The sequence below is a fragment of the Undibacterium cyanobacteriorum genome (assembly GCF_031326225.1).
Classification (GTDB): domain Bacteria; phylum Pseudomonadota; class Gammaproteobacteria; order Burkholderiales; family Burkholderiaceae_D; genus Undibacterium; species Undibacterium cyanobacteriorum.
This window is the reverse complement of the sequence record NZ_CP133720.1, coordinates 2,359,166-2,375,632: the sequence shown is the minus strand read 5'-3', so window position 1 is coordinate 2,375,632 and position 16,467 is coordinate 2,359,166. Positions and strand designations below refer to the sequence as shown.

Below are 16,467 nucleotides of genomic sequence, written 5' to 3'. Positions count from 1 at the left end.
TTTTTTCCATCTAAATTAGAAAACGATCCGTGATGTGGTGAAGCTCATCAAACTTCGATGATTTCTCGATTGTGATTGAAGATGTTTTCACATTCAATGTGAACTTTTAATTGTCAGGCAAGGTCAATTCCTGTGACAATACGGGTCTTACAATATCAATAGTTTGACCGCAATTTGCGGTTTAACATCATCAAGAAGAGGGGTAGGCAGCTAAGTTTGATGAGTCCTTATCGGGCCTTGTCTCGCTTATAGGCCGAAAATGCTATGTCCATAAAGATCAGCCAAAATTTTGACGCCGGTGCCATCGAGGTTGTTGATAGCAGCAATGTCAATGACATTCAACTCAAATTGCGCAAAGATTCCCATGCGGATTTTGCACAATGGTTTTATTTCCGTTTGCAAGGTGCGCGCAATCAGGATGCGACGATTCGTATTTTGAATGCAAATGAAGCCGCGTACCCTGACGGATGGGAAGGTTACCGCGCGGTGGCTTCCTATGATCGCGAGAATTGGTTCCGTGTCGAGACTGAGTACGATGGCAAAGTCATGACCATCAAACACACACCAGATTTCGATAGTGTCTACTACGCTTATTTTGAGCCTTACAGCTGGGAACGTCATCTTGCCTTATTGGGTAGTGTTGGACAGTCTGACCAAGTGAGCGTGGTAGATCTTGGAAATACTGTAGATGGCCGAGATTTGAATATGGTTGTCGTCGGAGATCCAAAGGCAGAAAAGAAAGTTTGGATTATCGCGCGCCAACATCCTGGTGAGACCATGGCTGAGTGGTTGGTGGAAGGCACTTTGAACGCTTTGCTCGACCCAGCAAATCCAACAGCGCGTGCGATTCTTGATCGCGCGGTGTTGTATGTGGTTCCAAACATGAATCCTGATGGCTCTGTACGCGGAAATCTGCGTACCAATGCCGCTGGTGCCAATTTGAATCGTGAGTGGATGACGCCTTCGATTGAAACGAGCCCAGAAGTGTATTACGTCAAAAAGAAAATCGAAGAAGTTGGATGCGATTTGTTCTTAGACATTCATGGCGATGAAGGTTTGCCTTACGTGTTTGTTGCAGGCAGCGAGATGTTAGAGGGCTTCAGTGAAAAACAAATGCAAGAACAAAATGCGTTTGTCGAGAGCTTCTGCGCGGCCAGCCCAGACTTCCAAACCAAGTTTGGATACGAAGCGAGTAAGTACAACGAAGACTTGTTGAAGTTAGCTTCGAAGTATATCGGTCATACCTATAAGTGCGTTTCTTTGACTTTGGAATTGCCATTCAAGGACAACGCGAATATGCCTGATCTTGAAGTGGGTTGGGATGGAATGCGTAGCATGAAGTTAGGCGAGGCGATGTTGCAACCGATTTTGCACTCGTTGAAAGGCTAAGCGCTCTTCATGGGACTTGAAATTGAACGCAAGTTCTTGGTGAAAAATGACGCATGGCGGGGCTTGGTCACACCAGTCGTGATGTGCCAAGCCTATATCTCTGCGGACCCCGAGCGTATCGTCAGGGTTCGCATAGAAGATGAGCAAGCGAGGCTGACTGTGAAGGGTAAGGCCAGCGGAATCTCGCGAGCCGAGTGGGAATACTCCATTCCAGTGGAAGACGCGCGTCGCATGTTGGAGTCGGTGTGCACGCCACAGCAAATTATCAAACACCGCTATCGAATTCCTTATGCAGGATTTACCTGGGAAGTCGATGAGTTTTTCGGTGCCAATCAAGGCTTAGTGGTCGCTGAAATTGAATTGGCTAGCGAAGATCAAGTCTTCGAAAAACCTGATTGGATTGGCGAGGAAGTCAGTCACGATTTTCGCTATGTGAATGCGAATTTGCTGAAGCAACCGTATTCCTCTTGGTGATGGCGCCAAATAATAAAAAAGGAGCGAATAAATCGCTCCTTTTTTATTGAATCTCGAACTGTAATAGAACTTCTAGAAGGTATCTCAGTGTAGATGCACAGAACCTTCCGGCGGTGCATCTTCAGGCATTTCAGGATGGACTAATTCGCCTTCGGCATCGGCGTATAACGGTGCCTGACAATCGTCGCAATATTCCATGCCGAAGATGTCTTCCAAAATGCGGATATTCGTCACGCCACTCTCAGCGAGAAGCGCAGGAATTTCACCAGATCGATCAGTGGCATCTTGTAGTGAGGGACCGATCAACGCATTGATTTCGTCTTCTTGTTGATAGAGTGGCCAGATCACGCCGTAGATGATTTCTGGGTGCTGGCGTAGCGTGAAGCCGACTCTCAATTCATCGACTTGATCTGGATAGGTTTCTGGACCAAAGCGACCAATAATCGCGCCTAGTTCGGAAGCTTCGATGTTCAAGGTTTGCGTGAGATAGAACACTGCCGAGCGTATCGAAATAGGGCGTATCAAAATGTCGGCTTCGCGACAAGCTGAGTAATACGCCTCCGGTAATAAGAACTCGAAGCCACAGCCGGGTAGCATGTGTGCAATCTCAGCGTGGGCACGTTGCTTCCAAATCAGTAGGGTGGCTTCTTTGGCCTTGGTAACGTCAAAAGGTGAGGGTGTCATTTGCCATTGAAATACTGGCGAATTGATCGGTGCCAAGACAACGCCCAAGAGATAGCGACTATCGGCCAAAAATGGCACCGTCTTTGGTAAATCTTTTGGTAAGCTGGCGCTTTTATTTTTCAAGAAATCCTTTGCCGTATGCTGCATCAGATCGTTCACGTCGCAGTAGGTTTGTGGTAATTGATCGATCGAGAATAAGTTCGGTAGGAGACTCACTTGAACGCCTTTGCATAACAGTGATTCGCGCCAGCTGTTAGTCAGTGAACGTAAAATCTCCGCTGGGATTGCGCCTGAAAAAATCTCGAACCGACTCCACGCTAATATCGGCGCCGCAATCAGGATCACTTCATATTCTGTATCTCCGTCTTTCACACGCCCTGAGGTCGCGGTCGACTCAATCGACTCGATCAGAATTTCGTAGGCATCTGGGAAGTTGGAGAATACGTGCTCAGCTGCAGAGTCAAGGACACTTTGATGGCGCATTTCTAAATTTTTCTCAACTAAGCTGTCGAGTAAATTCTGCCAATCTTGATCTTCGAGTCGGCTACCGGCTTGGGAAATGGCTTGCGCTAAATTCGCGATACGAAGAGCGTCGCCAGCCAATTTCTGAATCTTCTTTTTGGGTGCGCGGCGCATACAATGTTTATCCTTTTGTTGGTGATGATTTTGCTACGTTGAGGCTAACAAGTTGAACTTGTCATCTGTTTTATCTGTCTTTATTTCGGTTACTCACTAATGCTTTGCATATTGGGTCTTGCCAAACAAAATATCTTTGGCTTTGTCGTCCGTCAAGGGCTTACGTTGTTTCGCTAAAACTTGTAAACCACGTTGTACGGCTGGGCGCTCATTAATCGTATCGAACCACTTTTTCGTATGGGGGAATTCTTCCCATTGTATTCCTTGATTTGCCGCCGAACGTGTCCAAGGAAAGCAAGCGACATCGGCGATACTGTATTCTTCACCGGCTAAGAAAGCCGATTGCGACAAACGTTTTTCAAGAACGTTGTATAAGCGATGTGCTTCGTTGGTGTAGCGATTGTAGGCGTACTCAATTTTTTCTGGGGCATAGATGCGGAAGTGATGTGCTTGTCCCAGCATCGGACCTAAGCCACCCATCTGAAACATCAGCCATTGTAGGGTCTCGAATTTTTCACGGTCGTTATTGCCAAGGAATCGGTTCACTTTGCTGGCCAAGTAGACCAAGATGGCGCCCGACTCGAACAGCGCAATCGGCTTACCGCTAGGTCCATCAGCGTCAACAATTGCGGGGATTTTGTTGTTCGGTGAAATGGCGAGAAACTCGGGTTTGAATTGATCGCCCGCACTGATGTCGACGGGGATGGCGCGGTAGGGCAGACCACATTCTTCGAGCATGATGTGAATTTTGTGACCATTCGGCGTAGGCCATGAATAAACGTCGATCATTGTGACTCCTTTTTAGGTTGGGGCATCGCAAGTGTGTTGCGACCTTTAACAAAAGATATCTTACCGACTCTCTTCTTGCTTGGGGAGAAAAACTCGACCGCAAGCATATTGTTGCTTGCTAATGAGTGGTGCTCGTCTGTGGGGCGACCAATCTGATTCAATTCTCTACGCTGATCCACATCGTATTGCATGGCAGCATAAAAACTTTTAAAAACTTCTAGACAAACAGATCTAGATCAAATAATCTAGATCTTGTGATCTAGTTTTATTTATTTTGTAATGCTATCTGTTTCGATGCAATCGATGTGAGGAGAAAGTCGTGGTTTTGACTAAGAAAACGAAGGCTAGCGTAAAGCCAACACCAGCAGAGATGCAAATGATGCGTGTGCTGTGGGAAATCGGTCCAGCGACCGCGAAGCAAGTGCATGAACATGCAATCAAAGAGCGTCCTGATCTTGCCTATGCGTCGGTGTTGCGTCTCTTACAGGTCATGCACGGCAAAGGACAATTGGCGCGCGACGAAAGCCAAAAGGCGCATGTCTACGAAGCGCTTGCGGAGCAAGACAGCGTACAAACGAATTTGATCAAAGATCTCGTGCAGAAAGCCTTCGCTGGCTCCGCCAAAGCGCTGGTGTTGGCTGCCTTGCGTAGTCACGTTTCCAAAGAAGAGCGAGCCGAAATTCAAAAATTATTGAGCGAAGATGAGGACGCCTCATGAACGCCTATTTTCACTTGCACGATCAAATTCATCCACAACTCACGCCATTGTTGCTGGCGCTGGCTTGGGCGCTAATCCATTTTTTATGGCAGGCCTGTGTTTTGGGAGTCGTCACTGCTTTTTGTCAATTCGCGTTGCGCAATGCAAGTCCGCAAACACGTTATCTCAGTTTGAACATTGCGATGCTATGCGCCGTGTTGTGGCCGCTCTCTACCTTTTCTCAATACCTGCAAATGGCGACCTTAGGCGTGAATTCGGAAGTCGTCATGCTGGGCGCCGCAACGACATCGGTGTCGATGTCGAAGATGGAGAACTTTCCGCAATTCCTGCCACTCCTCATGCCGTATGTACTTGCCGTGTGGATGTTGGGAGTAAGTTTGCTCGGGCTTCGATTTGTTCTGGGATTAGTGTGGCTGCAAGGCTATCACAGTGATACGCGTTCTTACCATGATCCGCAATTACAAGCTTGCGTTGATCGCTTGACGCGGGCCTTCGCGATGCAGGGAAGAGTGGTGATTCGTGTTGTTGATGAACTGAGTGGCCCGATCACGATAGGTTGTTTGCGCCCTTTGATTTTAGTGCCTGGGTCATTACTGACTGGGATGGCACCTGCACACCTCGAAGCACTGTTGGCACACGAACTGGCGCACATACGGCGTTACGACTTTGTTTTGAATCTATTGCAAAACGTGATCGAGATTGTCTTGTTCTTCCACCCTGTCATTTGGTGGATATCGAAACGGATTCGCGACGAACGAGAAAATATTGCCGATGATTTAGCAGTCCAAGTGATAGGCGAACCGCGGCGCCTAGCACTTGCCTTACAACAGTTGGAGCATCTCCAATTTGTTCAATCTCAACTTGCCCTAGCGGCACATGGAGGAAACCTTATGTTAAGAATCAAACGTCTGGTGCGCCCTGAAACGCATCGTATGCATTGGAAAACCGCGGTCATGACAATCGGCGTGGCTGGCGTTTGTGTGGCAATGGCCGCACATGCAACCGTTATTCTTGGAGCGCCCGAAGTAAAGATTCGCAAAGCCACAAGCGACAAAATAATTGTTAGTGAAAGCGATAGGGGAGACATCGACTCGAGTGACGTGTTGCCAGCGATGATTACTAACGAAGATCAAGTGCATGCTGAAAAGGTTGACGCTAAGTCGGTCTCAAATTCTAAGGAAGCATCAAAACCAAATTCGAAAGTAGTATCTGGAGTAGACCAAAAACAGAAAGATGCGAAGGCGTCAAATCAAAAATCAAATAGCTCAGATAAGACGCAGTCAATTGCCGCCCGCATTGATTTTGGTTCTTCAAAATGTAAGCCAGAATATCCGAGGAGCTCTCTTAGAAACGAAGAAACAGGGCGTTCGACTTATGACGTCATGGTGTCCGAATCAGGTCAAATCAAGGCGGTTAATGTGGTGAAAACCAGCGGCTTTGTGAACCTTGATAATGCTGTAGCGGAGAAACTCATGTCTGGCACTTGCACGGCAACGCCCGGACAGCTCGCAGGAAAGAAAATTGCAACGACTGCTCGAGTTGAGTACGTCTGGAAACTCGACTAATTGACCCTTGGTGCGAGAGTGAAGTGGTGGTCCATGTTCAAGATAATGGATACGACTCGAACGCAATAATTTTTGTTTGAAGAATCTGTAATAAACACGAAAGGGCTGCTATGCAGGCTTTGAGCACATTGATTGAAGCGATTGGTTGGGCTTTGCTCCATTCGTTGTGGCAGTTCAGTGCCATTGCCATCCTTTTGTATGTCGCAATACGCATCGCGACACCAAAGAGGACGCGCTTGGTGTATGCCCTTTCATGTTTTGGAATGATCTTGTGTTTGTCCATTCCATTCATTTCGATTTTGCTTCAAATGAATGTTGCAGGCGCCCCTGTCACTATCCCTCAACTTAGCTCTGCTCAACCTGTTTTTCAACTTAGCTCAATAGCCATAATCGCGTCTACAGGCTCATACTTGCAGGCGTTTGAAAAAATGATCGCTGAACACATCCATCAGATTGTCTTCGTTTGGCTTTCTATTGTCGGCTTGCTTAGCTTGCGTTTTGTAATGGGATTGAGCTGGATGCACTGGCAAAGTCGATATCCTTTAAACCAAAACCATTTTTATCTACAGCACATGGTTGATGAGCTCAGCAAAAAGCTTCAACTCAAGCTTAGTGTCAAGCTGAGGGTTGTCAATCATGTGGTCGGGCCTGTCACCATGGGTTGCTTTAAGCCGATGGTACTTTTGCCAGCGGCTTTGGTCTGTAAGTTAGATGTGCGCATGCTCGAAGCTCTTTTGGCCCATGAATTGGCGCACATCAAACGTTACGACTACGTATTTAATCTATTGCAGAACGTCGTTGAAATTCTTTTCTTCTACCACCCAGCGGTGTGGTGGATTTCAAAACAAATTTGTTATGAACGCGAGAATATAGCTGACGATATCGCAGCTGAAATTCTAGGTGAACCGCGGCGCCTAGCTCTTGCTCTACAAGAATTGGAATTGTTCCAATTCTCCACATCACAACTTGCTCTAGGAGCACATGGAGGAGATCTTATGTCTCGTATTACACGCTTAATTCGCCCGCAACAGCAATCGTTTGGGTGGCGCAGTATGGTAGTTTCCTTGGGAGTTGTCGCAATGAGCGCAGCCTTGGTCGCACAAGCCGATAATCTAGATTTTATCGATAGACAAACGCAGTTACCCAAGCCACACTTTTCTAATACGATAGCGTCCGAAGTTGGTGATCGCAATGAGGATATTGGCGCGAAATCAACCGCTCTAGAGTTGTCCTCCACTAGTATTCCTGCAGGAGCGCCTTCGAAAGTTGATGAGTCGCTCGATGCCCCGTCTTACTTGCCTTTGAACTCAACCGGTAGTTTGATGAGCGGCGTGAATGGCGGGTCGAGTTCGACGCCTGATGTGACGAAATTGGCGATGCACGCGACTCCTGTGGTTGAGCTCGAGGCCATGCCACTATTGAGGCCAGAATCCATACAGACCACCTCTGAACGGCCTACAACAAATCAAGCTGCTCCTAGCCATTTGATTGACGCTCCGGATGGAAAAGTACTGCAATTCAAATCTCCTCGGATCGATCTCAGTGACGCGAACTGCCGTCCAAACTTGCCCGCACTTTCATACAAAATCGTGCCATCTGGGGTAAGCATGGTGAAGGTGACGGTTGCTGAAAATGGAAGCATATTGAGTGTGTCAAATATCAAGTCGAGTGGTTTGGTGGAGCTTGATGAAGCCTTGAAGAACGCGGTCAGCAAGGCCTCGTGCAAGGCAGTGCCTGGCATAGTCAATGGTCAAGCGTACGCCTCTGAAACCACGCTTGCTTTAGACTGGTCGACATTCGTGAATCGTGTACAGCAAAGCAATGAGCGCGATATTCCTAGCCTCGATCAAAACACAACCCATGCCGCCATCGTGCATCTAGACGGCGCCGAATGCAAACCCGAGTATCCAAAAGCTTCTGTTCGAAACTTAGAAGAAGGGATCACTGAAGCGCAAATTGACGTATCGGTCGATGGTCGCATATCGAATGTGAAAGTGGTGCGTTCAAGTGGTTTTAGAGGGCTCGATAAATCCCTGGTAGCGACACTCATGTCTGGCAACTGCAAAGCAAGCCCGAGCAAAATGAACGGTGTGGCGGTGGCTTCAACAATTGAATTCGCCCACGTTTGGAAGCTGAGCACGGCTAAGTAAAATTAACTCGATCAGCGCATCGAATCATGCTCGTCGATTCAAATGATGATGGCGGTCCTTAGGTGGTTGGTGACACACAAATACAGGGACGACGCCTGCGCTTAGGTGCAAAGTGCGTCGTCCAAGGAGTAAGAATGATTTCATTTAAAAAATGTTTGCAGCTCGTCTTGTTGGGAGCCGCGATGATAGTGAAAATGGTGTACGCCGGTGATTTACCGAATCATCGTTTTATCCACGCCAGTGGTGAAGTAGTGCGGGCCTATTCTGCTGATATGGGAGAGATTAATTTCGAGTTAACTGAACTACATCCCGCCCCCGAAAAGTGTCTTGAATTGATGTTGAGGGATAGTGAGGATGTTTTCAAACTATTGCGTGAACTCGGTATCAGTGACGACGATATCCTCGCTGCGAATATCAAGCGCTTTATTAGTCCCGTCGAATATTTAGATACTCCCGAAAATCAAAAGAAATATCGCTTGATGCGATCATTTCATGTGGTTGTGCGAGATCTTCAACAGTGGGATCAGCTGATCAAGGGATTGACGCGTAATCCTTCGCTCGGTAATTTTACCGTCAATTTCGGTCGTAGCGATCTCAGTCAAGTTCAGGCGGAAATGTTGAACCTTGCATTGGAAGATGCCAAGATTCAAGCCAAGAATATGTCGAATATGTTGGGCGTGAAGCTCGACGTCGTGACCGGTGTTTCTCAGACATCATTGACTGCGGTGGCGAGCGCATTAGGTTTGGGTGGAACGCCACCCGTGCGAGATCGTAGCCCGAAAATGACACTCATTCCTCGAGATTTTTCGGTGCCTGCGCAATTACGTTTCTCGATGAGTGTGAACGTGATGTATCGCATCAAGTAAGGTGGTGATTGGCACATCGACCTTGCATTGGCGTGCGCAAATTGATGGAGTTTAAAAATGCAGAAGGGAACCGAAGTTCCCTTTTGTTCTTGTTCTGAAAGTGCTCCTGCTAAATCAGAGGTAATTGAGGGCGCCGTGCAAACCATTGAAGTTGAGGGCTAAAGAAGCTTGCTTGCGTACCACAGGTTTCGCTCGGAAGGCCACTGAGAGACCTGCGATAGACATCATTTTGAGATCGTTGGCCCCATCACCCATGACGATGGCTTGCGAGGGTGAAATGCCTAACTCTGAGCAGACGCGTTCTACGGTGCGTTTCTTTTCCTCCGCATCGACAATCGTGCCGATGACTTTCCCAGTGAGTTTGCCATCGATGATTTCCAGTTCGTTAGCATGGGTATAGTCGAGTTGTAAGGCTTGCTGTAAACGTTTGGTAAAGAAGGTGAAGCCACCAGAAACTAGCAGCGTTTTGAGACCGGCTCGTTGTACGTTTTGCAGCATGATTTCAGCCCCCGGTGATAAACGTAGGCGCTCTTCAAAGACACGGTCTAGAGCGTTGGCATCTAAGCCTTTCAGTAAAGCCACGCGTCGTTGTAAACTTTCTTGAAAGTCGAGCTCACCACGCATCGCTGCTTCGGTAATTTCAGAGACCTGTGGTTTTAGGCCTTGCATATCGGCGATCTCATCGATGCATTCAATGGTGATTAAGGTCGAATCCATATCCATCGCCACCAATTTGAAGTCACTCAATTGGCGTTGCTGTGATTCCCAGAAAAGGTCGATTTTCGCTTGGAAACAGCGATGCTCGATACTTTCACGCAAATCATCGCTTAAACTGATTTGATGCAAGCGGATACATCCATTCGCCATTTGCTCCGTGATTTTCGCATTTAAAGCGAGCGCGAATTCTTGTATGAGCCCCTGTTGCATGATCAAGGAGCCTGTAGCGCTTTGCAAAACGAGATTACTTGGTTTCATATAATTCCGGCGCTTCAGTGAAGCGCCTTCAAAGTTGATTTGATCTGAGCGACGCGCGCGGCGAGGTCGGGCATATTTGCCGTGATCCTGAGTTTGTCTTGACCATTGAGCTTGATATGCTTATTTTTCTGCACCAGTTCAATGATGCGCATCGCATCGATTGGAGGTTGAGGTTCGAATTGTAAGGTGGCGGCTTCGCTATGAGCATCGATCTTGACGATACCCAAAGGTTTGGCTGCAACGCGTAAGCGATGAGTTTCGAGAAGTGACTTGACCGGTTCGGGGAGTTTCCCGAAGCGATCGATCATCTCTTCTTGCAGATCATCGATGGCGTCTTGCTTGTTGCAATTGGCCAGACGTTTGTAGATAGACAAACGCTCGTGCACATCTCCACAGAATTCGCTCGGTAAAAGCGCCGGGATATGTAGATTAATTTCGGTGGTGGTAGCGAGGGGTGCAGCTAGATCAGGTTCTTTACCGGCCTTCAGCGCGCGCACCGCTTCGTTCAACATATCGGAATACATTTGGAAACCGATTTCGTGCATTTCGCCCGATTGATTATCACCAAGGACTTCGCCCGCGCCGCGAATTTCCAAATCATGCATCGCCAAATAGAAGCCACTACCCAATTCTTCCATCTGTTGAATCGCTTCGAGTCGACGGTTAGCTTGTTTGGTCAACCCTTGCACATCATGCACCAAGAGGTAAGCATAGGCTTGGTGATGTGAACGTCCAACGCGTCCGCGTAATTGATGTAACTGTGCAAGACCGAATTTATCGGCTCTATGCATGATGATGGTGTTCGCACTTGGAACGTCAATACCGGTCTCGATAATGGTAGTGCACAATAAGATGTTATAGCGCTGAGCGACGAAGTCACGCATCACTTTTTCCAAGTCGCGCTCATTCATTTGACCATGGCCGACACCGATGCGTGCTTCTGGTAATAAGGCTTCCAACATCGCTTTACGATTCTCAATCGTTTCGACTTCATTGTGTAAGAAGTAGACTTGACCGCCGCGCTTGAGTTCACGCAAACAGGCTTCGCGAATCACAGAATCACTTTCGCTGCGAACGAAAGTTTTGATCGCCAAACGTTTTTGCGGAGCGGTAGCAATCACAGAGAAATCACGTAGACCTTCGAGTGCCATGCCCAAGGTTCTTGGTATCGGTGTTGCCGTTAATGTGAGCACGTCGACTTCTGCACGAAGGGCCTTCAGTGTCTCTTTCTGTCGTACACCAAAGCGATGTTCCTCGTCGATGATAACGAGGCCGAGACGCGAAAATTTCACATCCTCAGAAAGTAATTTGTGAGTACCGATGACAATATCCACCGTCCCATCGCCCATGCCTTTGATGGCTTGACTGATTTCTTTGCCCGTTCTAAAACGGGAAAGTTCGGCGATACGCACAGGCCAATTGGCGAAACGATCACTGAAAGTCTGTGCGTGTTGTTCAGCGAGTAGGGTGGTCGGCGCCAAGATGGCAACCTGTTTGCCCCCCATTACCGCCACGAAGGCAGCACGCAAGGCAACCTCGGTTTTACCAAAGCCGACATCGCCGCAAATCAGACGATCCATCGGTTTGCCAGAAGTCATGTCGCTGATAACCGCATTAATCGCTGCTGCTTGATCCGGTGTTTCATCGAATCCGAAACTTTCAGCGAAGGCGACATAGTCGTGCGCTGAATATTCGAAAGCGTGCCCAGTACGTAAAGCACGGCGCGCATAGAGGTTCAGTAATTCTGCAGCCGTATCCCGAATTTGTTGGGCCGCTTTACGTTTCGCTTTCTCCCATTGACCAGAACCCAATGCGTGTAAAGGCGCATCATCTGGGTTGGCGCCGGAATAACGCGAAATCACGTGTAATTGCGAGACTGGAACGTAGAGCTTGGTGTCCTTCGCATATTCGAGATGCAAAAACTCCATCTCGCCTTCCCCGAGATCCATACTAACTAAGCCCATATAGCGACCGATACCGTGGTTGCTATGGACGACCGGATCACCAATCTTCAGTTCAGATAAGTCGCGCACCATGTGCTCGACTTGCGTCACCGCTTCTTGTTTCTTGCGTCCGATCCGTTTTCCTGATCCTGCGTATAGCTCGGTTTCGGTGATAAACGCGAATTGTTCAAGCTGGAAACCATTGTGCAGCGGTGCAATGCCGAGTGCGAGCTTGTGTGGTGCGCTCAGAAAATCTTCAAAGTTCTCGACTACAGGGAGGTCGAAATCGAAGTCACTGAAGTACTGTTGTAATGTCTCACGACGCCCGGCGGTTTCGGCGCAGATCAAGACACGCTTATCACTCTGTAGCAAGAAGCTACGTAAATTCGTGAGTGGATCATCTGCCCTGCGATTGACGGCGATCGCGGGTAGTGGGCTAGAAATTTCTGAACCCGCATCGGCTTTTGAGATGACCCAACGTGCTTGGTTTTTCAGTTCGCCAAAGAAATCCTCGTCACGCAAAAAGATCGCTTCAGGTGCCAAGACAGGGCGCTCGCGATCAGATTTGAGAAAGTTATAGCGTGACCGCGTTTCATTCCAAAAACTTTGGATCGAACTCTCAATATCGCCTTGAAGTGCGAAGTAGGTATCTTTGGGAAGGTAGTCGAAGAGGCTTGCAGTTTGCTCGAAAAACAGCGGCAGATAATATTCAATACCAGCTGAGGCGATGCCGTTACCGATGTCTTTATACACCGTAGACCGTGAGGGATCGCCCTCGAATTGTTCGCGCCAACGTTGACGGAAGGCGGCGCGTCCATTTTCGTCCATGGGGAATTCTCGACCCGGGAGCAATCGAACTTCTTTGACCGGATAAAGCGAACGCTGCGTATCTGCATCAAAAGTACGAATGCTCTCAATCGTGTCGCCAAATAAATCGATCCGGTATGGAAGCACCGAGCCCATAGGGAATAAATCGATCAAGCCACCACGTACCGAATATTCACCTGGCGACATCACTTGAGAAACATGACTATAGCCTGCCAGCGTTAATTGCGATTTGAGTTTGGCTTCATTCAGTATTTCACCTTGTTTAAAGAAGAAGGTGAAGGCAGCAAGAAAGGAGGGCGGTGCCATTCGCACCAGCGCGGTGCTCGCCGGTACGATGAGTACATCGCAGTTCCCTGTGCTTACCTCGTATAGGGTCGCCAAACGTTCCGAGACCAAATCTTGATGTGGTGAGAAAGCATCATAGGGCAAGGTTTCCCAATCGGGCAGTAAATGGCAGCGCAGATCGGTAGCAAACCACGGAATTTCTTGCAAGATTCGCTGTGCCTCGCTTGGGCTTGCGACGAACACAATCAGTAATCGGTTTTCTTGCTTTAGATGCTGCGCTGCTTGCGCTAGTACATACGCATCACTTGATCCATGAGTATTGGGTAAAACAAAACGGTTGCCGGCTTTTGCGAGAGCTTTGATATAGTCGTAAGACATGGGCGATGAAAATCTTTGTCGAAACTGATCAAGGTCGTCGTTTTAATTCTCAAGGAATTCGAATCAATCAGTTTGTCGGTAAGCGCTTTGATACACGCGTCGCGTGCTTTGGCGGTTAAAATGGCAATTATAAACGAAGCGCTGTGTGGTCGCTGATCGAAAACACGGTGCATTCAATGAGGTCAGGTGATCTTACTTTGTGGTTTCTCGCGCCTCAATCCTTACTAAATTTGCCATAAATGCACGAAAGTGGCTTCATGAATCTAAAGAGTTCGTATTTCGTATTAATTCCCGCTGCGGGCGTTGGGGCTCGCATGGGAAGCTCGCAACCAAAACAATATTTGCAGATTGATGGCGTCTCCGTATTGCAGTACGCGGTGAATGCATTTTTAGCCTGCGCTAAGGTCAGCAAGATCTTTGTGGTGGTTAGCGCTAATGACGCTTACATCAGACAACATTTAATTGCGAATGAACGAGTCGAAGTTTTGTATTGCGGTGGTGCGACTCGCGCTGAAACAGTCAGCAATGGACTTCAAACTTTGCTCGAGAATCGCAGTGTAGGTAAGAACGACTGGATGATGGTGCACGATGCTGCGCGTCCAGGATTGACTCCCGCCTTGGTTGAGAAATTGATCAAAAATATTCCAGATGAATCAGTCGGCGGCCTCTTAGCGCAACCGGTGATCGATACGGTGAAGCAGGTGTTAAATGGTCGTGTTCATACCATTCCGCGCGAAACGATTTGGCTTGCTCAAACACCGCAAATGTTTCGCTCGCAAAACCTGCTCGACGCATTGAAGCGCGCACCAGCAGTGACCGATGAAGCTAGTGCAATTGAATTTGCGGGCGGATCACCCATATTGGTGGAAAGCGAGTCGCGTAATCGTAAGTTGACGCGACCGGAAGATCTCGATTTTTTTAAAAACTTACTCAGCCGCGACGGTGGCGGCAGTGTTACTACAGAAAGTGAAAACGCATGAGCCAGCTCAATAAATCGACGCAATTTCCTCCGTTTCGAATTGGGCAAGGATATGATTGTCATGTGTTGGTGGAAGGACGGAAGTTGATTCTGGGCGGGGTCGAAATTCCCCACAAAACAGGACTGCTAGGTCACTCCGATGCGGACGCCTTATTACATGCGATCACCGATGCTTTATTAGGTGCTGCCGCCTTGGGGGATATTGGGAAGTTGTTTCCGGATACTGATGCAAGTTTTGCTGGTGCCGATTCGAGAGTATTGCTGCGAGAAGCAATGAAACGGGTAAGTCAAGCGGGCTATATGGTCGGCAATCTCGATGCAACCATCATTGCTCAGAAGCCGAAAATGGCGCCGCACATTCCTCTCATGGTCGAACGCATTGCTGAGGATCTTGGTGTCCGAATAGATCAGGTGAATGTGAAAGCGAAGACCAATGAAGGGCTTGGTTACCTCGGTCGAGAAGAAGGGATCGCAACTGAAGCGGTGGTGATGTTGTTTCGTTCTGAAGTGATGTAGATCGCTACCGTTTCTGATGGAAAAATTTTGGTTTCTTCATATTAAAGTTTTGTAGACTGTAATTGCATAAGGAGATAGCGCCATGAAACGAGAAATGCTCAAAGGTTTATTGAAGCAGTTACATGAAGGCTTGCAGCACACAGATGATCTAGATGCTGATGCACGCAAAATGCTGCAAAGTTTAAATCAAGACATTGAGAAAGCCCTCGTGGAGAAAGAGGCTCCGGACGATCCTTTGTTTGCAGCGCTTAGTGACAAGGTCAAAGAACTGTATGCTGGATTCGCCGTGAAACATCCACGCTTGGAGCCAATGCTGCGCGAACTAGGAAGCATGCTAGAGAAAATCGGTGTTTGATGGATCCATGTAGCTCCTGCCTGTGAGTCTTATTTGGCCCCATCATTTTGATCTAATCTAAATGCAAAAAAGGCGCCGAAGCGCCTTTTTTGTTTTCCATATCTTTGTAAAGATGGCTTACTTGATGTTAGCCTTCTTCATCAAAGCTTGTTGGTAGGCTTGTACCTTTTCTTGTACTAAGCTTTCACCAATTTGCTGTTTGACTTCGTCGAGGCTAGGCAATTTCAGTGGGCGAACATCATCCAACTTGATGACATGGAAGCCGACTTCGGTTTTTACAGGCGTTTCTGTGAATTGACCTTTTTTCAAAGTAGCCAAAGCTGCGCCAAATGCTGGAGGCACGTTACCTTGGGAAACCCATTCCAAATCACCACCTTTACCAGCAGAACCTGTGTCCTTGGATTGCTTTGCCAATTCTTCGAATTTCGCGCCAGACTTCAACTTAGAGATAATGGCTTTCGCTTCATCTTCTTTCTCAACCAAAATGTGATATGGATGATATTCGTTGTCGCCGTTTTGCGCTTTCCATTTGTCATAGGCTGTTTTGATGTCAGCTTCAGTCACTGGGTTCTTTTCAATATGTGCACGCATTAAAGATCGAATCAAGATTTGTTGACGCGCCATTTCGATTTGCAATTTGACTTCTTCACTCTTGCCAAAACCAGCTTTTTCAGCTTCTTGCAACAAAACTTCTGTACCAACCAATTGGTCTTTAATCATGGCACGCAGTTGTGGCGTGTCTTTTTGACCTTGGGCCAAGGCTTGTTTCAAGAATGGTTCAACTTTTGAAGCAGGGATAGCTTTGCCATTAACAGTTGCCAACGGTGTTTCTGCAGCCATGGCTGGAAATGCGGTTACCAAGAGTACAACCAGCAAATGAGCGGGTTTAAAAGTCATTATCTGTTCCTAAAATAACAAAGTAAAAAACAAATCTTGT

The 16,467-nt window shown here is 47.7% G+C and carries 14 protein-coding genes; 9 read left to right on the top strand and 5 right to left on the bottom strand.

Going from position 1 to position 16,467, the window contains the following annotated elements; translation table 11 throughout:
* The first annotated feature begins 264 nt into the window (after positions 1–264).
* Together RF679_RS09975 and RF679_RS09970 are read left to right on the top strand one after the other, a co-directional pair.
* Entirely contained in the window at positions 265–1,389 is a 1,125-nt protein-coding gene (locus RF679_RS09975; RefSeq protein WP_309480491.1) for a M14 family metallopeptidase, read from the top strand.
* A 9-nt stretch (positions 1,390–1,398) separates the two neighbouring features.
* Complete coding sequence (locus RF679_RS09970; RefSeq protein WP_309480490.1) at positions 1,399–1,863, top strand: CYTH domain-containing protein; 465 nt, start codon at positions 1,399–1,401, stop codon at positions 1,861–1,863.
* A gap of 84 nt (positions 1,864–1,947) precedes the next feature.
* On the opposite strand, the gene RF679_RS09965 is transcribed toward RF679_RS09970, so the two are convergent.
* Both RF679_RS09965 and RF679_RS09960 read right to left on the bottom strand, forming a co-directional pair.
* Positions 1,948–3,183 carry a DUF2863 family protein gene (locus RF679_RS09965; RefSeq protein WP_309480489.1) on the bottom strand — a complete coding sequence of 412 codons (1,236 nt, stop codon included), beginning with the start codon at positions 3,181–3,183 and terminating at the stop codon, positions 1,948–1,950.
* Between the two features lie 96 nt (positions 3,184–3,279).
* Positions 3,280–3,972, bottom strand: coding sequence for a glutathione binding-like protein (locus RF679_RS09960; RefSeq protein WP_309480488.1), 693 nt, complete (start codon positions 3,970–3,972; stop codon positions 3,280–3,282).
* A 376-nt stretch (positions 3,973–4,348) separates the two neighbouring features.
* Here RF679_RS09960 and RF679_RS09955 point away from each other — a divergent pair, with 376 nt between their 5' ends.
* The 4 genes from RF679_RS09955 to RF679_RS09940 all read left to right on the top strand — a co-directional run bounded on the left by RF679_RS09955 (position 4,349) and on the right by RF679_RS09940 (position 9,271).
* Positions 4,349–4,690: a BlaI/MecI/CopY family transcriptional regulator gene (locus RF679_RS09955; protein WP_373921768.1), complete on the top strand. Its 342-nt coding sequence runs from the start codon at positions 4,349–4,351 to the stop codon at positions 4,688–4,690.
* Complete coding sequence (locus RF679_RS09950; protein ID WP_309480487.1) at positions 4,687–6,255, top strand: M56 family metallopeptidase; 1,569 nt, start codon at positions 4,687–4,689, stop codon at positions 6,253–6,255. The genes RF679_RS09955 and RF679_RS09950 overlap by 4 nt, the downstream gene beginning before the upstream one ends.
* 110 nt (positions 6,256–6,365) lie before the next feature.
* The gene (locus RF679_RS09945) at positions 6,366–8,405 is read left to right on the top strand and encodes a M56 family metallopeptidase (protein WP_309480486.1); all 2,040 of its coding nucleotides are present in this window, start codon (positions 6,366–6,368) and stop codon (positions 8,403–8,405) included.
* Between the two features lie 134 nt (positions 8,406–8,539).
* The gene (locus RF679_RS09940; protein ID WP_309480485.1) at positions 8,540–9,271 is read left to right on the top strand and encodes an SIMPL domain-containing protein; all 732 of its coding nucleotides are present in this window, start codon (positions 8,540–8,542) and stop codon (positions 9,269–9,271) included.
* 114 nt (positions 9,272–9,385) lie between these two features.
* Here RF679_RS09940 and serB read toward each other — a convergent pair whose 3' ends face one another.
* Together serB and mfd are read right to left on the bottom strand one after the other, a co-directional pair.
* Complete coding sequence (gene serB, locus RF679_RS09935) at positions 9,386–10,246, bottom strand: phosphoserine phosphatase SerB (protein WP_309480484.1); 861 nt, start codon at positions 10,244–10,246, stop codon at positions 9,386–9,388.
* Between the two features lie 14 nt (positions 10,247–10,260).
* Positions 10,261–13,680 carry a transcription-repair coupling factor gene (gene mfd, locus RF679_RS09930; RefSeq protein WP_309480483.1) on the bottom strand — a complete coding sequence of 1,140 codons (3,420 nt, stop codon included), beginning with the start codon at positions 13,678–13,680 and terminating at the stop codon, positions 10,261–10,263.
* Between the two features lie 257 nt (positions 13,681–13,937).
* Between mfd and ispD the strand changes: the two genes are divergently transcribed.
* The 3 genes from ispD to RF679_RS09915 all read left to right on the top strand — a co-directional run bounded on the left by ispD (position 13,938) and on the right by RF679_RS09915 (position 15,530).
* Positions 13,938–14,660 carry a 2-C-methyl-D-erythritol 4-phosphate cytidylyltransferase gene (gene ispD / locus RF679_RS09925; protein WP_309480482.1) on the top strand — a complete coding sequence of 241 codons (723 nt, stop codon included), beginning with the start codon at positions 13,938–13,940 and terminating at the stop codon, positions 14,658–14,660.
* Entirely contained in the window at positions 14,657–15,175 is a 519-nt protein-coding gene (gene ispF / locus RF679_RS09920; protein ID WP_309480481.1) for a 2-C-methyl-D-erythritol 2,4-cyclodiphosphate synthase, read from the top strand. Before ispD ends, ispF begins: the two co-directional genes overlap by 4 nt.
* Positions 15,176–15,257: 82 nt before the next feature.
* Positions 15,258–15,530 carry a DUF4404 family protein gene (locus tag RF679_RS09915; RefSeq protein ID WP_309480480.1) on the top strand — a complete coding sequence of 91 codons (273 nt, stop codon included), beginning with the start codon at positions 15,258–15,260 and terminating at the stop codon, positions 15,528–15,530.
* A gap of 117 nt (positions 15,531–15,647) precedes the next feature.
* On the opposite strand, the gene RF679_RS09910 is transcribed toward RF679_RS09915, so the two are convergent.
* On the bottom strand, positions 15,648–16,427 hold the full coding sequence (locus tag RF679_RS09910) for a peptidylprolyl isomerase (protein ID WP_309480479.1): 780 nt from the start codon (positions 16,425–16,427) through the stop codon (positions 15,648–15,650).
* Positions 16,428–16,467: the final 40 nt, after the last annotated feature.